19 protein-coding genes are annotated in these 15,499 nt (G+C 67.7%); 5 read left to right on the forward strand and 14 right to left on the reverse strand.

The features are described from left to right. Window positions 1–8 precede the first annotated feature (8 nt). A complete protein-coding gene (sdhA, locus tag ACWC2B_RS15840) occupies window positions 9–1,763 on the forward strand; it encodes a succinate dehydrogenase flavoprotein subunit (RefSeq protein WP_450717033.1) in 1,755 nt (584 codons plus the stop codon). Continuing rightward, window positions 1,763–2,527, forward strand: a complete 765-nt coding sequence (locus ACWC2B_RS15845) for a succinate dehydrogenase iron-sulfur subunit (protein ID WP_438292111.1) — start codon at window positions 1,763–1,765, stop codon at window positions 2,525–2,527. Before sdhA ends, ACWC2B_RS15845 begins: the two co-directional genes overlap by 1 nt. Before the next feature lie 154 nt (window positions 2,528–2,681). Here ACWC2B_RS15845 and ACWC2B_RS15850 read toward each other — a convergent pair whose 3' ends face one another. Next, entirely contained in the window at window positions 2,682–3,134 is a 453-nt protein-coding gene (locus ACWC2B_RS15850; RefSeq protein ID WP_450717204.1) for an Lrp/AsnC family transcriptional regulator, read from the reverse strand. Between the two features lie 85 nt (window positions 3,135–3,219). Between ACWC2B_RS15850 and ACWC2B_RS15855 the strand changes: the two genes are divergently transcribed. Together ACWC2B_RS15855 and ACWC2B_RS15860 are read left to right on the forward strand one after the other, a co-directional pair. Further along, complete coding sequence (locus ACWC2B_RS15855) at window positions 3,220–4,146, forward strand: SMP-30/gluconolactonase/LRE family protein (RefSeq protein WP_450717034.1); 927 nt, start codon at window positions 3,220–3,222, stop codon at window positions 4,144–4,146. Window positions 4,147–4,244: 98 nt separating this feature from the next. Beyond that, window positions 4,245–5,012, forward strand: coding sequence for a TetR family transcriptional regulator (locus ACWC2B_RS15860; protein ID WP_450717035.1), 768 nt, complete (start codon window positions 4,245–4,247; stop codon window positions 5,010–5,012). 31 nt (window positions 5,013–5,043) lie between these two features. On the opposite strand, the gene ACWC2B_RS15865 is transcribed toward ACWC2B_RS15860, so the two are convergent. The 3 genes from ACWC2B_RS15865 to ACWC2B_RS15875 form a co-directional block, all read right to left on the reverse strand. After that, a complete protein-coding gene (locus tag ACWC2B_RS15865; protein WP_450717036.1) occupies window positions 5,044–7,242 on the reverse strand; it encodes an alpha-N-acetylglucosaminidase in 2,199 nt (732 codons plus the stop codon). A gap of 115 nt (window positions 7,243–7,357) precedes the next feature. Continuing rightward, window positions 7,358–8,920, reverse strand: a complete 1,563-nt coding sequence (locus ACWC2B_RS15870; RefSeq protein ID WP_450717037.1) for an ABC transporter substrate-binding protein — start codon at window positions 8,918–8,920, stop codon at window positions 7,358–7,360. A gap of 132 nt (window positions 8,921–9,052) precedes the next feature. Further along, window positions 9,053–9,277 (reverse strand): SCO4848 family membrane protein, encoded by a 225-nt coding sequence (locus tag ACWC2B_RS15875; RefSeq protein ID WP_450717038.1) that lies wholly within the window; start codon window positions 9,275–9,277, stop codon window positions 9,053–9,055. A gap of 87 nt (window positions 9,278–9,364) precedes the next feature. On the opposite strand from ACWC2B_RS15875, the gene ACWC2B_RS15880 reads away from it, so the two are divergent. Continuing rightward, the gene (locus tag ACWC2B_RS15880) at window positions 9,365–9,595 is read left to right on the forward strand and encodes an SCO4848 family membrane protein (protein ID WP_450717039.1); all 231 of its coding nucleotides are present in this window, start codon (window positions 9,365–9,367) and stop codon (window positions 9,593–9,595) included. Window positions 9,596–9,639: 44 nt separating this feature from the next. Here ACWC2B_RS15880 and ACWC2B_RS15885 read toward each other — a convergent pair whose 3' ends face one another. The 10 genes from ACWC2B_RS15885 to ACWC2B_RS15930 form a co-directional block, all read right to left on the reverse strand. Next, the gene (locus ACWC2B_RS15885) at window positions 9,640–9,888 is read right to left on the reverse strand and encodes a hypothetical protein (protein WP_450717040.1); all 249 of its coding nucleotides are present in this window, start codon (window positions 9,886–9,888) and stop codon (window positions 9,640–9,642) included. A gap of 36 nt (window positions 9,889–9,924) precedes the next feature. Continuing rightward, window positions 9,925–10,410, reverse strand: a complete 486-nt coding sequence (locus ACWC2B_RS15890; protein ID WP_450717041.1) for a glycine-rich domain-containing protein — start codon at window positions 10,408–10,410, stop codon at window positions 9,925–9,927. Between the two features lie 293 nt (window positions 10,411–10,703). After that, a complete protein-coding gene (locus ACWC2B_RS15895; RefSeq protein ID WP_450717042.1) occupies window positions 10,704–10,949 on the reverse strand; it encodes a hypothetical protein in 246 nt (81 codons plus the stop codon). A gap of 35 nt (window positions 10,950–10,984) precedes the next feature. After that, window positions 10,985–11,275: a hypothetical protein gene (locus ACWC2B_RS15900; RefSeq protein WP_450717043.1), complete on the reverse strand. Its 291-nt coding sequence runs from the start codon at window positions 11,273–11,275 to the stop codon at window positions 10,985–10,987. Between the two features lie 456 nt (window positions 11,276–11,731). After that, window positions 11,732–12,577, reverse strand: coding sequence for a helix-turn-helix domain-containing protein (locus tag ACWC2B_RS15905; RefSeq protein WP_450717044.1), 846 nt, complete (start codon window positions 12,575–12,577; stop codon window positions 11,732–11,734). A 6-nt stretch (window positions 12,578–12,583) separates the two neighbouring features. Continuing rightward, window positions 12,584–13,048, reverse strand: a complete 465-nt coding sequence (locus ACWC2B_RS15910) for a DUF6879 family protein (RefSeq protein ID WP_450717205.1) — start codon at window positions 13,046–13,048, stop codon at window positions 12,584–12,586. 43 nt (window positions 13,049–13,091) lie between these two features. Further along, the gene (locus ACWC2B_RS15915) at window positions 13,092–13,319 is read right to left on the reverse strand and encodes a hypothetical protein (protein ID WP_450717045.1); all 228 of its coding nucleotides are present in this window, start codon (window positions 13,317–13,319) and stop codon (window positions 13,092–13,094) included. Window positions 13,320–13,774: 455 nt separating this feature from the next. Next, window positions 13,775–14,617 (reverse strand): phage major capsid protein, encoded by an 843-nt coding sequence (locus tag ACWC2B_RS15920; RefSeq protein WP_450717046.1) that lies wholly within the window; start codon window positions 14,615–14,617, stop codon window positions 13,775–13,777. Between the two features lie 25 nt (window positions 14,618–14,642). Beyond that, on the reverse strand, window positions 14,643–15,068 hold the full coding sequence (locus ACWC2B_RS15925; RefSeq protein ID WP_450717047.1) for a hypothetical protein: 426 nt from the start codon (window positions 15,066–15,068) through the stop codon (window positions 14,643–14,645). Then, on the reverse strand, window positions 15,061–15,312 hold the full coding sequence (locus tag ACWC2B_RS15930) for a hypothetical protein (RefSeq protein ID WP_450717048.1): 252 nt from the start codon (window positions 15,310–15,312) through the stop codon (window positions 15,061–15,063). Before ACWC2B_RS15930 ends, ACWC2B_RS15925 begins: the two co-directional genes overlap by 8 nt. Window positions 15,313–15,499 lie beyond the last annotated feature (187 nt).

Consider the following 15,499-nt stretch of genomic DNA (forward strand, 5'->3'; position numbering starts at 1 on the left):
ATTCTCTGATGAAGATCCACAAGTACGACACCGTCATCGTCGGCGCCGGCGGCGCCGGCATGCGCGCGGCCATCGAGTCGACGAAGCGCAGCCGCACCGCCGTGCTGACCAAGCTCTACCCCACCCGCTCCCACACCGGCGCGGCGCAGGGCGGCATGGCCGCCGCGCTCGCCAACGTGGAGGAGGACAACTGGGAGTGGCACACCTTCGACACGATCAAGGGCGGCGACTACCTGGTCGACCAGGACGCCGCCGAGATCCTGGCGAAGGAGGCCATCGACGCGGTCCTCGACCTGGAGAAGATGGGCCTGCCGTTCGGCCGTACGCCCGCCGGTGAGATCGACCAGCGCCGTTTCGGCGGTCACTCCCGCAACCACGGCGAGGCCCCGGTCCGCCGTGCCTGCTACTCGGGCGACCGCACCGGCCACATGATCCTCCAGACGCTTTACCAGAACTGCATCAAGGAGGGCGTGGAGTTCTTCAACGAGTTCTACGTCCTCGACCAGCTCCTGGTCGAGGAGGACGGCGTCAAGAAGTCCGCCGGCGTCGTCGCCTACGAGCTGGCGACCGGCGAGATCCACGTCTTCCAGTCGAAGTCGGTCATCTACGCCTCGGGCGGCACCGGCAAGTTCTTCAAGGTGACGTCCAACGCGCACACCCTGACCGGTGACGGCCAGGCCGCGTGCTACCGCCGCGGGCTGCCCCTGGAGGACATGGAGTTCTTCCAGTTCCACCCGACGGGCATCTGGCGCATGGGCATCCTGCTTACGGAGGGCGCCCGCGGTGAGGGCGGCATCCTCCGCAACAAGGACGGCGAGCGCTTCATGGAGAAGTACGCGCCGGTCATGAAGGACCTCGCGTCCCGTGACGTCGTGTCCCGCTCCATCTACACGGAGATCCGTGAGGGCCGCGGCTGCGGTCCCGAGGGCGACCACGTCTACCTGGACCTGACGCACCTCCCGCCGGAGCAGCTCGACGCCAAGCTCCCGGACATCACGGAGTTCGCGCGTACCTACCTGGGCATCGAGCCGTACACGGACCCGATCCCGATCCAGCCCACCGCGCACTACGCCATGGGCGGCATCCCGACGAATGTCGAGGGTGAGGTCCTGAGCGACAACACCACCGTCGTCCCGGGCCTGTACGCCGCCGGCGAGGTCGCCTGCGTGTCGGTGCACGGCGCCAACCGCCTGGGCACCAACTCGCTCCTGGACATCAACGTGTTCGGCAAGCGCGCGGGCATCGCGGCCGCCGAGTACGCGCACGGCGCGGACTACGTCGAGCTGCCGGAGAACCCGGCGGCGCAGGTCGAGGCGCAGGTCGCGAACCTGCTGTCGGCGACCGGCACCGAGCGCGTGGCGGTCATCCGCAAGGAGCTGCAGGAGACCATGGACGCCAACGTCATGGTCTTCCGCACCGAGCAGACGATCAAGACGGCGGTCGAGAAGATCGCCGAGCTGCGCGAGCGCTACAAGAACGTGTCCGTCCAGGACAAGGGCAAGCGGTTCAACACCGACCTCCTGGAGGCCATCGAGCTGGGCAACCTGCTCGACCTGGCCGAGGTCATGGCCGTCTCCGCCCTGGCGCGCAAGGAGTCCCGCGGCGGTCACTACCGCGAGGACTACCCGAACCGCGACGACGTCAACTTCATGCGCCACACCATGGCGTACCGCGAGGTCGCGGACGGCGGCAAGGACTCGATCCGCCTCGACTACAAGCCCGTCGTCCAGACCCGCTACCAGCCGATGGAGCGTAAGTACTGATGGCAACCCCGACGATGGACAAGCTGCAGGAGCTTGAGGCGGACAACGGCTCGCACCTGATCACGGTCACCTTCCGCATCCGCCGCTTCAACCCGGAGATCTCCGAGGAAGCGACGTGGGAGGACTTCCAGCTGGAGATCGACCCGAAGGAGCGTGTGCTCGACGGTCTCCACAAGATCAAGTGGGACATGGACGGTTCGCTGACCTTCCGCCGCTCCTGCGCCCACGGCATCTGCGGTTCCGACGCCATGCGCATCAACGGCAAGAACCGCCTCGCCTGCAAGACGCTGATCAAGGACATCAACCCGTCCAAGCCCATCACCATCGAGGCCATCAAGGGCCTCACGGTCCAGAAGGACCTGGTCGTGGACATGGAGCCGTTCTTCCAGGCGTACCGCGACGTGATGCCCTTCCTCATCACGAAGGGCAACGAGCCGACGCGCGAGCGTCTGCAGTCGCCGGAGGACCGCGAGCGCTTCGACGACACGACGAAGTGCATCCTGTGCGCGGCCTGCACGTCCTCCTGCCCGGTCTTCTGGAACGACGGCCAGTACTTCGGCCCGGCCGCGATCGTGAACGCGCACCGCTTCATCTTCGACAGCCGTGACGAGGCGGGCGAGCAGCGCCTGGAGATCCTCAACGACAAGGACGGCGTGTGGCGCTGCCGCACCACGTTCAACTGCACGGACGCGTGCCCCCGAGGCATCGAGGTCACGAAGGCCATCCAGGAAGTGAAGCGCGCCCTGATCACGCGCCGCTTCTGAGTTCCTTTCCGGCTGTACGTGTGTGCCGAGGGCCCCGCCCCTGGAAGTTCGCTTCCGGGGGCGGGGCCCTCGGTCTTTCGCTACCGCCGCCCGACCGTGGACGCACCCGCTAAATCCAGCGCGACGATGTCTGCCGCTCAGTGACGGCCTTGCCTCACCCCCCGGTCGGCGGCAGTGGCGACACCGGCCGTTCGAAGAACGTCTCCAAGGACACCGTCGCCTGGGTGCCGCTCACGCCGTCGATCGCGTACAGCCTGCGCAGGACGTCCTGGAGTTGTTCGGTCGTCGACGTGCGGACCTTCACGAGGACCGAGGCGCTGCCCGCGATCACGTGGGCCTCCTGGATTTCGGGGATGGCCGCGAAGGCTGCCCGCGAGTCGCCCATCCACGACGTCGAGTCGACCATGACGAAGGCCAGTACGCCCTGGCCGAGGGCCGCGGGGTCCACCTCGACCGTCGTGCGCCTGATCACTCCGCGCTCGCGCAGCTTGCGTACGCGTTCGTGGGCGGCGCCGGCGGAGAGGCCCACCTCTTTGCCCAGTGCCGCGTACGCCGTGGTCGCGTCCTGCTGGAGCAGGGCGATCAGCCTGCGGTCGATCTCGTCCACGCTTCCCATGGTCGAACCATATCTTGTTCTGGCATAGTTGCGATCCAGAGAATCTGATTCAGCTTCAGTAGGCCAGGGGGAGATTTTGTCCGATCAGCTTCGCGCTCCGCTGTACGAGATCCTGGACGAGCGCTTCCGTACCGGGCGCTGCCACGCCGGGGACGACCGGCTTGAGGTGCTCTACGACAACTGCCGCTGGGCCGAGGGGCCGCTCTATCTGCCGGCCTGGCGTCAGTTCATCTGGAGCGACATCCCCAACGACCGGATGCTGCGCTGGGACGAGCACACCGGCGCCGTCTCCCTCTTCCGGTCCCCCGCCGGGCACCCCAACGGCAACACGCTCGACCGCGAGGGCCGGCTCATCACCTGTGAGCAGGGCAACCGCCGGGTCACCCGTACCGAGCCGGACGGGCGGATCACCGTGATCGCCGACCGCTTCGAGGGCAAGCGGTTCAACAGCCCCAACGACGCGGTCGTCCGCTCTGACGGGTCCATCTGGTTCTCCGACCCCGACTTCGGCATCACCAGCGACTACGAGGGCATCCGCGCCGATCCCGAGATCGGCGGCTGCCACGTCTACCGCGCCGACCCGTCGACCGGCGAGGTCCGGCTCGTCGCGGACGGGTTCGAGGCGCCCAACGGGCTCGTCTTCTCGGCCGACGAGCGGCAGTTGTACGTGTCCGACACCCGGGGCGGGTGCGTCCGGGTCTTCGAGGTCGAGGGAGACGGATCGCTCTCCGACGGCAGGGTCTTCGCCGAGGCTTCCGACGGGGTCAGCCGGTTCGACAACCTCCGGTTCGACGACGGGGGCCGGCTCTGGGCGGCCGCAATGGCGGGCGGGGTGCACTGTTACGACCCCGACGGCACACTCATCGGGCGGCTTCTCGTCCCCGAGCCCGTCTCCAACATCGCGTTCGGCGGACCCAAGAACAACCGCCTCTTCATCACCGCCAACACCTCTCTCTATTCGGCGGTGATGAGCGTTACGGGACTGCCGCGCGTGAAGAGTTGAGGGCGGGTGGGGCGCTTCAGGCCGGGTGGTGGGTGGTTGCGCCCCGGCGGCCGGAACCCTCCGGGCCCGGCCGGGGCCTGGCCGATTAGGCTCTTGCCGTGCCAGCACAGAACGCGCCTGAAGAGACGGACCCCGTTGCGACCGGGCAGGCCGGGGCCGATGCGTCCGGGTCCCGCCCCGCCAAGGGCGAGCAAACCCGCACGCTCATCCTGGAGACCGCGATGCGGCTGTTCCAGGAGCGGGGCTACGACAAGACCACGATGCGGGCCATCGCGCAGGAGGCCGGGGTCTCGGTCGGCAACGCGTACTACTACTTCGCGGGCAAGGAACATCTGATCCAGGGCTTCTACGACCGGATCGCGGCCGAGCACCAGGCCGCGGTGCGCGAGGTCCTGGACACCGAGACCGATCTTGAGGCCCGGCTCGCCGGGGTGCTGCGGGTCTGGCTGGACATCGCCTCGCCGTACCACGAGTTCGCCGCGCAGTTCTTCAAGAACGCGGCGGATCCGGACAGTCCGCTCAGCCCGTTCTCCTCGGAGTCGGAGCATGCGCGGGAGGCGGCGATCTCCGTACACCGGGAGGTGCTGGCCGGCACCAAGACGAAGGTGCCGGCCGAACTCGTCGACGTACTGCCGGAGTTGATGTGGCTGTCGCAGATGGGGCTCGTCCTGTACTGGGTGTTCGACCGGTCACCGGGGCGGGAGCGGAGCTACCGCCTCGCGGGGCGGGGGGCCAAGCTCACGACCCGGGGGGTGACGCTCGCCCGGTTCCGGGTGCTGCGGCCCCTCGTCCACGAGGTGCATGAGCTGTTCACGGACTTCCTGCCGGGGATGTCGCAGGCGGCGGCCTCCCGCAAGAAGGGTTAGAGCCTGTGTCTAAACCCCGGGGACGGCCCGGTCACAGGTCCAGGGCCGCTCTCACCTCCCCCGCCACCGCCACCACGTCCCCCTTCGGCTCCACCCCGTACGCCGGATGCGTGCGTACCCACTCGTCCTCCAGGGCGTACCAGTCGACCGGGGCCGGGGGCCGTCCCGTCGCGAGGGAGGTCGACAGGGTGTCGAAGTACGTGCGCCAGCGCAGTGTGTACAGGCCGCCCACCAGGCCGGACCATTCGCGGTTCGCATAGTCGCGCAGCCCTCCGCCGTTCGCCGCCCCGCGCGGGCCCCACACCGTCAGGAGCGACACCGCGTCGTAGGCGAGCTGGTCCTTCTCCGCCGCTGTCGCGCCCCACGACCTCGCGTCCGCGACCCAGCGGCCCAGCAGATGGTCCCGGTCCGTCGCCACCACCCGCTCCAGGAGGGCCAGGCAGCGGAACCACTCCCCCGTCAGCCCGTCGAACCGCTCCTTGTTCTTCGTCTCGTACGCCGCCCGGATCCGCGGGAGCAGCACCCTGGAGCGGTTGGACAGGGTCTGGCGGGTCACGTCCATCAGGTCGTAGCGGTAGGCCGATGTGCTGCGGAGGGGTGGAGCCGCAGCCAACAGGGCAGGGAGGGCGGCTTCGAACTCGGCCCCGTCATAGCGGAGTCGGGGCGGGGACCAGGACGCCGCCGACGTCGTCGTCAGGCTCGGGCGGGCTCCGAACAGGCCGTCCGCTCCCTCGCTCCACGAGTCCGCCCGCGTCGTGCCGTACGCCGTGCGCCGCAGGACGTCCCACGCCTCGGCCGCGTGCGGGTCGGCGGCGCCGTAGCGGTAGGCCGGCCACTCCTGGAACCAGGTCTCCAGGTCGAGCGGGCCGTCCGTCCAGGGCAGGTCGGAGAAGAGGGCGAAGGCGGCCGGGTTGTTGTCCGCGCCCTCCGGCATCAGCGCGATGCCGTCGAGCGCGCTGTTCTCCTTGGTGCGCCAACTCTCGTACAGGGACGCCCAGTCGGGGGTGTTGGCGCCCATCGCCGTATGGCCGCCGAAGTTCCAGATGGAGCCGAACGCGTACGGCGCGCCCTCCCAGGACTGTTCGCGGTCGGTGACGGACGGGAAGCGGTCGGAGAGGCCGTCGACGATGAACAGCTTCGTCCTGTCGACCGCTTCGACGATCTCGCGGTGCGGGTTCTCCTGCCAGCCGAGCAGGTTCCAGATCGCCCCGGGGTGCGCGGTGCGCAGCGCCTTCTCGACGGCCTGGGCGGCCGGTCCGATCGGGACGTCGCCGGGAGTGCCGCCCTCGTGCAGCAGGTCCATCTTGTACATGGAGGTCGGGCCGAGCAGTTCGGTCTGTACGCGGTAGAAGGTGGCCGCGACGCGGGCGAAGTGGTCGGAGCGCGGGTCCAGCCAGTCGGGGCGGGTGAAGCCCACCCAGGTGCCCTGCGGGACCACGTGCGCGCCCGGGTTGCGGGTGGCGAAGCCGGGCGGGACCGTACCGAAGTAGCCGGGAAGGACCGGGGTCATGCCGAGTTCGCGCAGCCTGCCCACGATGCGGCTCGCCAACTCGGCGCGCTGGTCGAGGAGTTGCTGGGAGACCGGGCCGCCGAAACCGGACATGTTCTGGAGCAGCCACCACGGCTGGTGCGAGGGTCCGGGGATCCAGGATCTCAACTCGGCGTCGGCGTAGCCGTGTTGGAGGAAGGTGCGGTGGTAGACGGAGTCCGCGCCGAGGTAGACGAGCACCTCGTTGTAGCCGTGCAGGGCCAGGATGTCGAGCTCGCGCTCCCAGTACGGCCAGTCGTGGTACGTGCCGGTGTAGCCGTCGTTGGTGTCGTTGAAGACGAAGCGGTGGGTGACGTTGGCCGTCTTCTCGATCGGCTCGGGCACGGCCGGGAGCCGTCCTGGCAGCCGGGTCTGTTCGCCCGCCCAGGAGATGTGGGCGTGCGCGACCTGTCTCAAGTACGTGTGGAATCCGGTGAGTTGGACGGCCGGGGTGCTGCCCTCGACGAGGATCCGACCGGCCCCGCCCGAGACGCGGAAGCGGTCGGGGCCGCCCGCGCGCGGCACCGTACGGAAGGTGACCTGGTCGCGATGGGCGGGCAGCAGCCGGGCCAGCGCCCGCGCGGCGGGTCCCTTGGCGGCCGCGGCCCCGGCCTCGGTGGCGTACCCGGCCTCGGTGCCCACCCCGAGGGCGAGGGCCGATCCGGCGAGTGAGCTCAGGAGCGTACGACGGGAAAGGCGCATCCCCCGACGGAAGCAGCGTGGCCCGGCGCGGTCAATGGAGCAGAACCGGTGACTCCTTGGACAAAAGCCCTTTGGGCGTACGCCAGCGGTTCACAGCCTCCCGCCGGGACGGGCCTCAGATCCAGCCCAGTTCCCACAGCCGCCACACGCCCGTGCCGTCCGACAGGTACTGCGAGCCGCTGACGTCCTTGTTGCCCAGGACGTAGTTCTTGCCCTGCCACAGCGGGATCAGCGGGACGTCGTGGGCGACCTTCTCCTGGAGCGCCTTGAAGTCGTCGGCGGCCCGGCCGCGGTCGGTGAACTCCTGGGTGCGCTGGATGATGCGGTCGGTCTCCTTGTCGGAGTATCCGTTGTGGAGGCTGTTGCCGGTGCCGACGAGCGGCTGGGCGAAGTTGTCCGGGTCGGGGAAGTCGGCGAGCCAGCCGGCCGTGTACGAGTCGTACTTGCCCTCGGCGTAGTTCTCCTGCATTTTCGTCCAGTCCGGCTCGGCGATCAGGTCGACCTTGAACAGGCCGTCGCGCTCCAGCTGGCGCTTGAGCTGCTCGGCCTCCGCGCCGTTCGCGCCGAGCTTGCGGTAGGCCATGGTGAAGCGGACCGGGAGCTGCTCGCCCTTCAGGAGCGCCCTCGCCCTGGCCGGGTCGGGCTTGGGGTAGGCGTCGAAGAACGCGGTGCTGTGGCCGGTGAAGCCCTGCGGGATCACCGAGAAGAGGGGGTCGACGGTGCCGCTGTAGACGGCGGTGGCGAGCGCCTCGCGGTCGACGAGGGCGGCCGCGGCCTCGCGGACGCCGGCCTTGGCGACCGGGCTCGTGGACTTCAGGTTGAAGTTGAGCTGGCGGATGTCGTAGCCGGGCGAGGTGGTGATGCGCAGGTCGGGCCCGGGCGAGAGCTTGGCGAGCACCTCGGGCGGCATCTCGCGGTGGGTGACGTCGACCTGCCGGGACTGCCAGGCCGCGTTCAGCTGGTCGGCCTCGGCGAAGTAGCGGACCGTGATGGGCAGGCCCTGCCTGGTGGCGGCGCCCTTGTAGGACGGGTTGGGTTCCAGGCGCGCGCTGACCGGCTTCCCGTCGGCGCTCTTCTTGTACTCCTTGAGCAGGTACGGCCCCGAGCCGATCACCGAGTTGTCCTTGCGCAGCCCGTCCGCCGGATATGCGCCGCTGTCGACGATCGAGCCCGCGCCGGTGGCGAGCTTGGAGGGGAAGGTGGCGTCCTTGCTCTTCAGGTTGAAGGTGACCGTGTCCCCCTCGGCCCGCACCGAGCCGAGCATGGAGAACAGCGGCGCGGGGCCCAGCTTGTCGGCGATCTTCAGCATCCGGTCGAAGGAGAACTTCACGTCCTCGGCCGTCATCCTGCGCCCGCTGGAGAAGCTGATGTCGTCGCGCAGCACGCATTGGTACGTCTGGAGCTTCTGCCCGATGAAGGTGCAGCTCTTCGCGGCGTCCGGGACCGGGGTCGTGCTGCCCTGCCGGAAGGTGAGCAACGACTGGTAGACGTTGTTGTAGATCGCCCAGGAGCCCGCGTCGTACGCCCCCGCCGGGTCGAGCGAGGTGATCACGTCGGTGGTGCCGACGACGATCGGGTCCTTCTTCACCTGGTCGGAGGGCAGCAGCTGCCAGCCGCCGACCCCGGCCACCACCACAGCCGCACCAATCGCCACAACCCGCATACGGATCGACCGCATCGCCGTGCTCTCCTCGGAACGCCCCACCCCTGGTCGGCGCGCGGAGTCGGCACGCTGCGCCTGTGATGACGCTCACCCAATCACACGACCTTCACATTGTGGAAGGGTCAACCTTCTCCTCACAGCTACTTGTTAGCCGGGCGTGACGGAGCCCTCCGTGGCCGCCTGTTCACGCCTGAGGTGGCGCAGCGAACGGAACCCGATGACTCCCACGCCCGTCCCCAGGAGAAACGAGGTGATGGCGAGCGTCAGGTGGACCCAGAAGTAGGCGGTCGGGTCCCCGGCGGCGTCGAACGCGAGCCCGCTGCCGTCCTGCCACAGGTTCTTCACGAAAGTGGTCCACACGTAACTACCCACTACTGTACAGAGCCCCCGCTCACAGGGCCCGGCAAGGCCAGTTCGATACTGGCAGCGAACGCCACGCCCACCCCGAAGGACTCCCCCATGAAGCTCAGCCGTCGCGTCTCCTGGTTCCTGCTCGCGTTCGGGGCCTGGTCTTGGGTGGTCTGGGTGACCTTCGCTAAGAACCTGTGGGCCGACGCCAGCGGGCTTGCCTTCGACCACGGCCAGCCCACGGCGTACTTCTGGGTCCACCTGACACTCGCCATCGTCTCGTTCATCCTCGGGACGATCATCGGCGTTATCGGACTTCGGGGCGTTCGAGCGAACAAGTAGAAGCCCCGGCCAGCACTCGGGGGAATGCCAACCGGAGCCAAAGGTCAGTCTTTGGACGGGATCACGAAGCCTCTCCGTGCGCTGGCCGCTGCACTTGGCAGGGGGTTTTGCACGATCTTCGCGAGTACGGACGCCAGGGCATCAGCCTTGATGGATTCCCGGGTCACAGGATCGGCGATGTCGAACACACCCCAATCCCCGGCCGTGTTGTTCGGGTCTACTGGCGCGACCACCCAGGAAAGCCCCAGCCGCCTGAGGGTGGCGTCTACCTTGCGGGCCTCTTCCGCGTCCACCGGCTCACCTTCCGTCGTACGTTCCGGGCAGCCTAGCTATTCGCCGTCGCCCCCGCCGTGCGTTGCGCAGTTGCCGGGATTGATCGGCCCGCAGCCTCCCGGTACCGGGGTGTGGGAGCAGTTCGCGGCAACGCCGACAAGGGTCTTGCTCGGCCCCGTCCACAGCTCTGCGTCCACGGTGAACCCTGCTTGCTCGATCAGCGCCACTGTGCGGGTCAGGACGTTCGGATCGTGCCTCTCAGGCCCCGGGCGCTCGGGGAAATGGTTGACGAAGTGCCCCAGTCCCTCACAGAGCTTGGCGTACAACTGCGTGTGGAGGATCAGCGCATGCCAACCCTCGTCCACCACCTTGGACGGTTGGATGCACACGGTCGGGAACTGCGCTGCCGCAGCAACGTACTTGAGTGCTTCCGTCACGATGCGCTCAGCCGTAGCCTCGTCCATGTCGGGGTTGTTGTCCGTGACCGTTGCGGCCACACCCTCGAACGCGGCAGGGGTTAGTAATGCGCGTACGTCTCGCATGTGCGTGCCTCCCTGTTGTGGATGGGAGCCCGCCCCGACCGTACGAGCTGTCCGAGGCCTATCGGTCGGGGCGGACGCTTGCCCCGCTGTCCGCGTTGGACCTCACATCACGACGCAGACAGCGGAAGCTGAACCCGACCCTCAGTAAGGGCGGGACCGCCGTCACGTCCGACTGCCCTCCGTGGCAGGGGCGGGCCTCACCGAGGGCCGGGAGATTTAGAGGCGGCCGACTATGGCGGCCACGGTCGTGATCCACAGGACTGCGCCGAGCGTGACGGCCAGGGCCTGGAGCTTCACGTGGGGCTCCGCCCAGCGGGATTGTTCGCTTCTCGACGGTGCTTCTGGACGCCGGGAACATCCACAACGCTGATGCTGGTCACCACCGTGTTGAAGAAGATGTGGTCCGTCTCCAGCGCGTGGTCCTCCAGGGCCGTGTGGACCTCCACGTAATCCGCGGTGATCTCGAACTCCCATCCGCAGCCGGGAGCTACACAGTCGGCGTTGTAGCCACTTCCTTGACTGTCGGGGTTCTGAGCCATCCGCCTCAACGCAGCCTGGAATAACGGGTGTTGGGTCATAACGCGACCGCCTCCCGGGCCGCCGGGGCCGGCGCGGGCCGGCGCTCGCGCAGGGGCCCGTTGACCAACCCCGGGTCGTAGTGCTTCACCAGCACCGGTTCGGCGACGTGGACAGTAGTGGGGAGACTTCCGTCGTCCCACTCGATCACCACACGTGGTATCCCGTCCACGCCCACGATGTCCCGGTACCGGGCCACGATCCGCCAGGACTCACCCCGGACGGAGACCGTGAAGCCTGGTCCGACCCGTAACGCCCGCACTGTCGACACGAACCACTGGCGACTCATCTCGACTCCCTACCAAGGGAGTTAGATCGTCCAGCCACAGAGGCACGGGCAAGCTCACTGTGGCTCGCCCCCCAGAAAGCGCGGACCAGCCGCTCCGGCGGAGGGACCGGTTCGTCGTCCCGGGGTTCCCAGAGGATCACCGGCGGAATCGCCCACATCAGCGCGTCACCACCGGAGTGGAGAACATGAGCGCCTGCCCCAGCTCCCGGGGCGTCGGATCCCGCAACTGATCCGGCGGAACAGCCCACTCCCTACCGCCACCCGGCGGCCGGAGGTACACGCTCCCCAGATAGGAGCCGACCACCTCCCCAACCCTGCCGGACGCATCCACCTTGTAGCGCGTTCCCCGTGCCGGTTCCTCCTGGGTCATGACTGTCCCCTCGAACGTCGTCGGTGGGACCACGCTAGGAACAGCGGAGATCGGGCCTCAATGAACTTGCGCGAACTTGTACGCGGTCATCCCAGAGAGTCAATGGCGGCCGTGATCAAGGCGCGTGCAGCGGTGCCGTACACGGCAATGGCAGATAGCTCCGTGAACGCCTTTGAGTACTCGGCGATTTCGCCGGGTTGCGTGACTGTCAGGTGCGCGGAGACTAGCTCGACGTTGACCTGTCCGTCGTCGTACATGGTGAACGACTCGACGGGCCAGCCTCCGCCGCGCGGGACGCCCATGGGGATGATGCCGAGTGATACCGAGGGCAAGGAGGCCAATGCGATTAGGTGACCAAGTTGCCCGGCCATGATCTCCGTGTCGCCTATCACCGTCCGCAGAACCCATTCTTCTACCAGCATGGCGAATCGGTGGTCGCCGACGTGCAGAATGCGCTGCCGCTCCATTCGCACCGCCACGGCTGCATCCAGGTCGTCCGGCACATCGCGAAGGTTGGCGATCGTGGCCAGTACAGCCCTGGTGTAAGCAGCGGTTTGAAGCAGTCCGGGCACAACCCAGGATTGGTAGGCGCGAAAGCGCCGTGTGCGCTCAAACAGTGGAGCGACCGACTCCTGAACCCGTTTCAGTCCCGCGCGCTCCATCCGGCGCCATTCGACATATGCGCCGTCGATGTTCCGGGCTGTGGCGGCCAGGTCGGCGGTCTGGTCCTCGGCGTCGCAATGCAGCGTGTAGGCGCGTAGGTCGTCGTATGACGGTGTCGTACGGCCGTGCTCAATGCGGCTGCACTTGCTCTCGTGCCAACCTGCCCGAGAGGCCAGCTCTCGCGCTGTCAGACCCGCGTCCTTGCGGATCTCGCGGAGATGTTTGCCTAGGGCCTCTCGGGCTTGCTGGACGCTAGATGATGAAGTCACGCGCAGTTATTCCGGATGTGTGCGGTATTCCTCGTGCGGGATCGCTCGCTCCCACACTGCCTCGAATGCGGATTCACACAACTTCACTGTTGCAGGGGCATCGGTGAACGACTCGTCATCTGGGGCGAGTTCGCCGTATCCGTCGAAGTGATGGAACACGACGACGCTGCCGTCCAGCAACCAGAAGTCATTGCCGGGTAGGGCAATGTCCGACGTCTGCCGTCGGGGCAGCCAGCGGACCGACTCGCCCGCCGCAACATTGGCGGCGGTCACATGGTGCTCGAATTCGACGTAGTCGCTCACTGGCTCGGAGACGATCCGGGCTCGGCGGATCTCAATGCCGCGCCCTACGAGCTCAGCGACCAGAGCGAGCCAAGGACGGAGAGCGGGTTCGTTGTCTTCGGGCGCGTTGCGCTCGCCGTTCTGCCACGCGATGAAGCGAGGGTCAGACCGCATGTATCCGTCGCGCATTTCCAGATGCACGGCCGAACGTCGGCAGCTCTGCAAACGCTGCTCAAGTGTCGGTGCTTCCACCGTTGTTGACCTCCAGGAAGAACTGAACCATTCGCCGGGGGATCTCGATCACGTCCTCGTGACCAGGGAGATCCATCTGCGAGCGGCGGGCTTCGTCGATCACCTTCCACCCCTGGACGAGGTATGTGTCCTTTTCGTCGTCTAGGTAGATCGTGGGTGACTTGCCATCCGGACTCTCTGGGTCCTTGCCTAGCCGGTGCAAAGTCATGCTTTCCTCCGGTGCGTTGGGTGACGAACGGCATGAACGAGCTTGCGCTGGTGCAGCTGTACGCGCCAGCAACTTGCACGAACTTCTACGCCGAAGGCCCCGTCTCCGGCGCCCAGGAGAGGGCACTGAAGACGGGGCCTCGGCGGCAGAACCGCAGTTAGGGCCGCTTATGCAACAAGGGTCTAGCGCGCCAGGAGAGGCGTTCTCGCTGGTCAACGCTTTGCTCCGGGCGCTTCGACGGGCTCTGGCGGACCCTGGAACCCGTACAGATTCCGTCCTGCTATCACGCTTCGGTGAATCAGCCTGCCGGGAAGGGGTCACCCCCAGGGGGAGCATGCTGGATCACTGCCAGAGGGCCACACGCGGGGCCTGTGAGGGCCATGGAGGCCCTGGTGGCTGGAGCGTCGAGCGGTCGTGGCGCAGCGCGTACGGTCCGCTCCTGGCCTCTGGGGGCGTCAGGCTGCGCCCACGGTGATCTTCTGAATGGCCGCCGGATGAGGGAACGCTCCGGCCGCCCGCATCGTGGCCTTCACCGCGACCTGGTCCGAGGTGAATTTGGCGTCCGTGGACACGTCCACGCGTACGTCGCGACGCATCACGACCATGACTCTGTCGGCAGGAAGCCCCCAGATCGTCCCGGGCTTCACCGCGCTGCACACGTGGAGCGGAACGCCCAGGACTGTACGGCGAGTTGGGAGAGTCGGGTCGTTCCCCAGCAAGGGCACGTTGGAGTCCTTGGCCTGCTTCAGCTTGCCCAGTGCCAGGGCGTCGCTGGGGTGTGCGACGAACGCTGTGAGGGTCGCGCCCTGCTCCTCCGCCTGGCTGATGGCGGTCAGGAACGCGTCGGCGTTGTTGATCGTGGCCCCGGCCTTCACCGTGCCGACACCAGACACAGCCTCCAGGCCCGGCGGAGCCGGAGCCGGAAGGGCATTGAAGAACGCCTGATCCAGAGCCCTGGCAATTGAACGGGCCAGGCCGTCCCCGATCAGCTTCTGTGCCGCCGGGTCGGAGTCCTCGGACAGTTCGCTGGAGACGATCGACAGGCCAGCGAGCTTGGGCGGAGTGATCACAAGTTCGCCCAGGGCGGCGTCCGAGGGAGCTATCTCGGCGCCCTCCGCCACGTAGCTGGCGCCCGCGTCGGTCTGCACCACGGGGATGTGAACGGTGGTGCTGGTAGTGGTCAGTTGGGTGGCCACCTGGAGAGCCACGCTCTCGCGCTCCACGGGCTGGACGATGAGAGGCCCGTAATCGTCTGGGGTGATTCCGCCGACACCGGCGGAGCTGGTCAGAAGAGACATGCTGCTCTGCTCCTAGTCGTGGGAGTCAGCGGAGGTCGCCGACGATGGTGGCGCCCTGGCCCTGGGCGCGGTTCTGGCGGGCCTGGGTGAACAGGCGGCCCCAGGTCACGTCCCGTTGGTTGCCGTCGGTCGGGTCCAGGCCGCCACGCCCCAGGCCCCGGGGGTAACGGCCGACGTGAACGGCCCCGTTGACGGCGGCGGCCACGGCCTCCAGGCGGTCCAGGGGGAAGTCATCGCCCAGGGCCTGGACGATCTCCGGGGTCATGTACTGAAAGCGCCGGAGAAGGCCGTCCACGGCGTCCTGGCGCTCCCGGGCGTCCCGCTCCCGGCGCAGCTCCGCCAGTTCCGTACGAAGCCGGTCCGCCTCCGTCGTCTGCGACGTGCTGTCAGGCTCCGGCGGGAGCGGCGGTTCAGCGGACGGGACGGACGGGAGGGCGTCCAGCTCAGACACGGGCGCTCTCCATCTCGTGTCGGGCTCCGTAGATCGGGCGCCGGGCGGACCGGACCTCCGCGTCCGTGAGCACGCCGTTCGTGAACGCCCGCTCCACGGTCGTGTTCAGTTCCCGCGCGGTGGAGTCCCGCAGGGCGTAGAACTCGGCGGCTCGTTCACTCTCGCCCAGGCCGTTCGCCAGGTGGAGCGCGTCCGAGAGAGCGGCGACCATCCGGCGCAGCAAGTTAATTCGTTCTGCCAGCATCGAGAACTCCCGCATGGGCATCTGTATTTGGGCATGAAGAAACCTCACGACTCGGGAGTGCCGAGACGCGAGGTTGAGTGGCCATTCCGTGCACGCCAAGAAGGGCGCCCCGGTGCCGCCGGGATGGAGGAGCCGAAAGATAGGAATCCTCATTCACATGAACTGAGAGCTGTTACAGCCCGCCTGG

This window comes from Streptomyces sp. NPDC001415 (genome assembly GCF_053597395.1).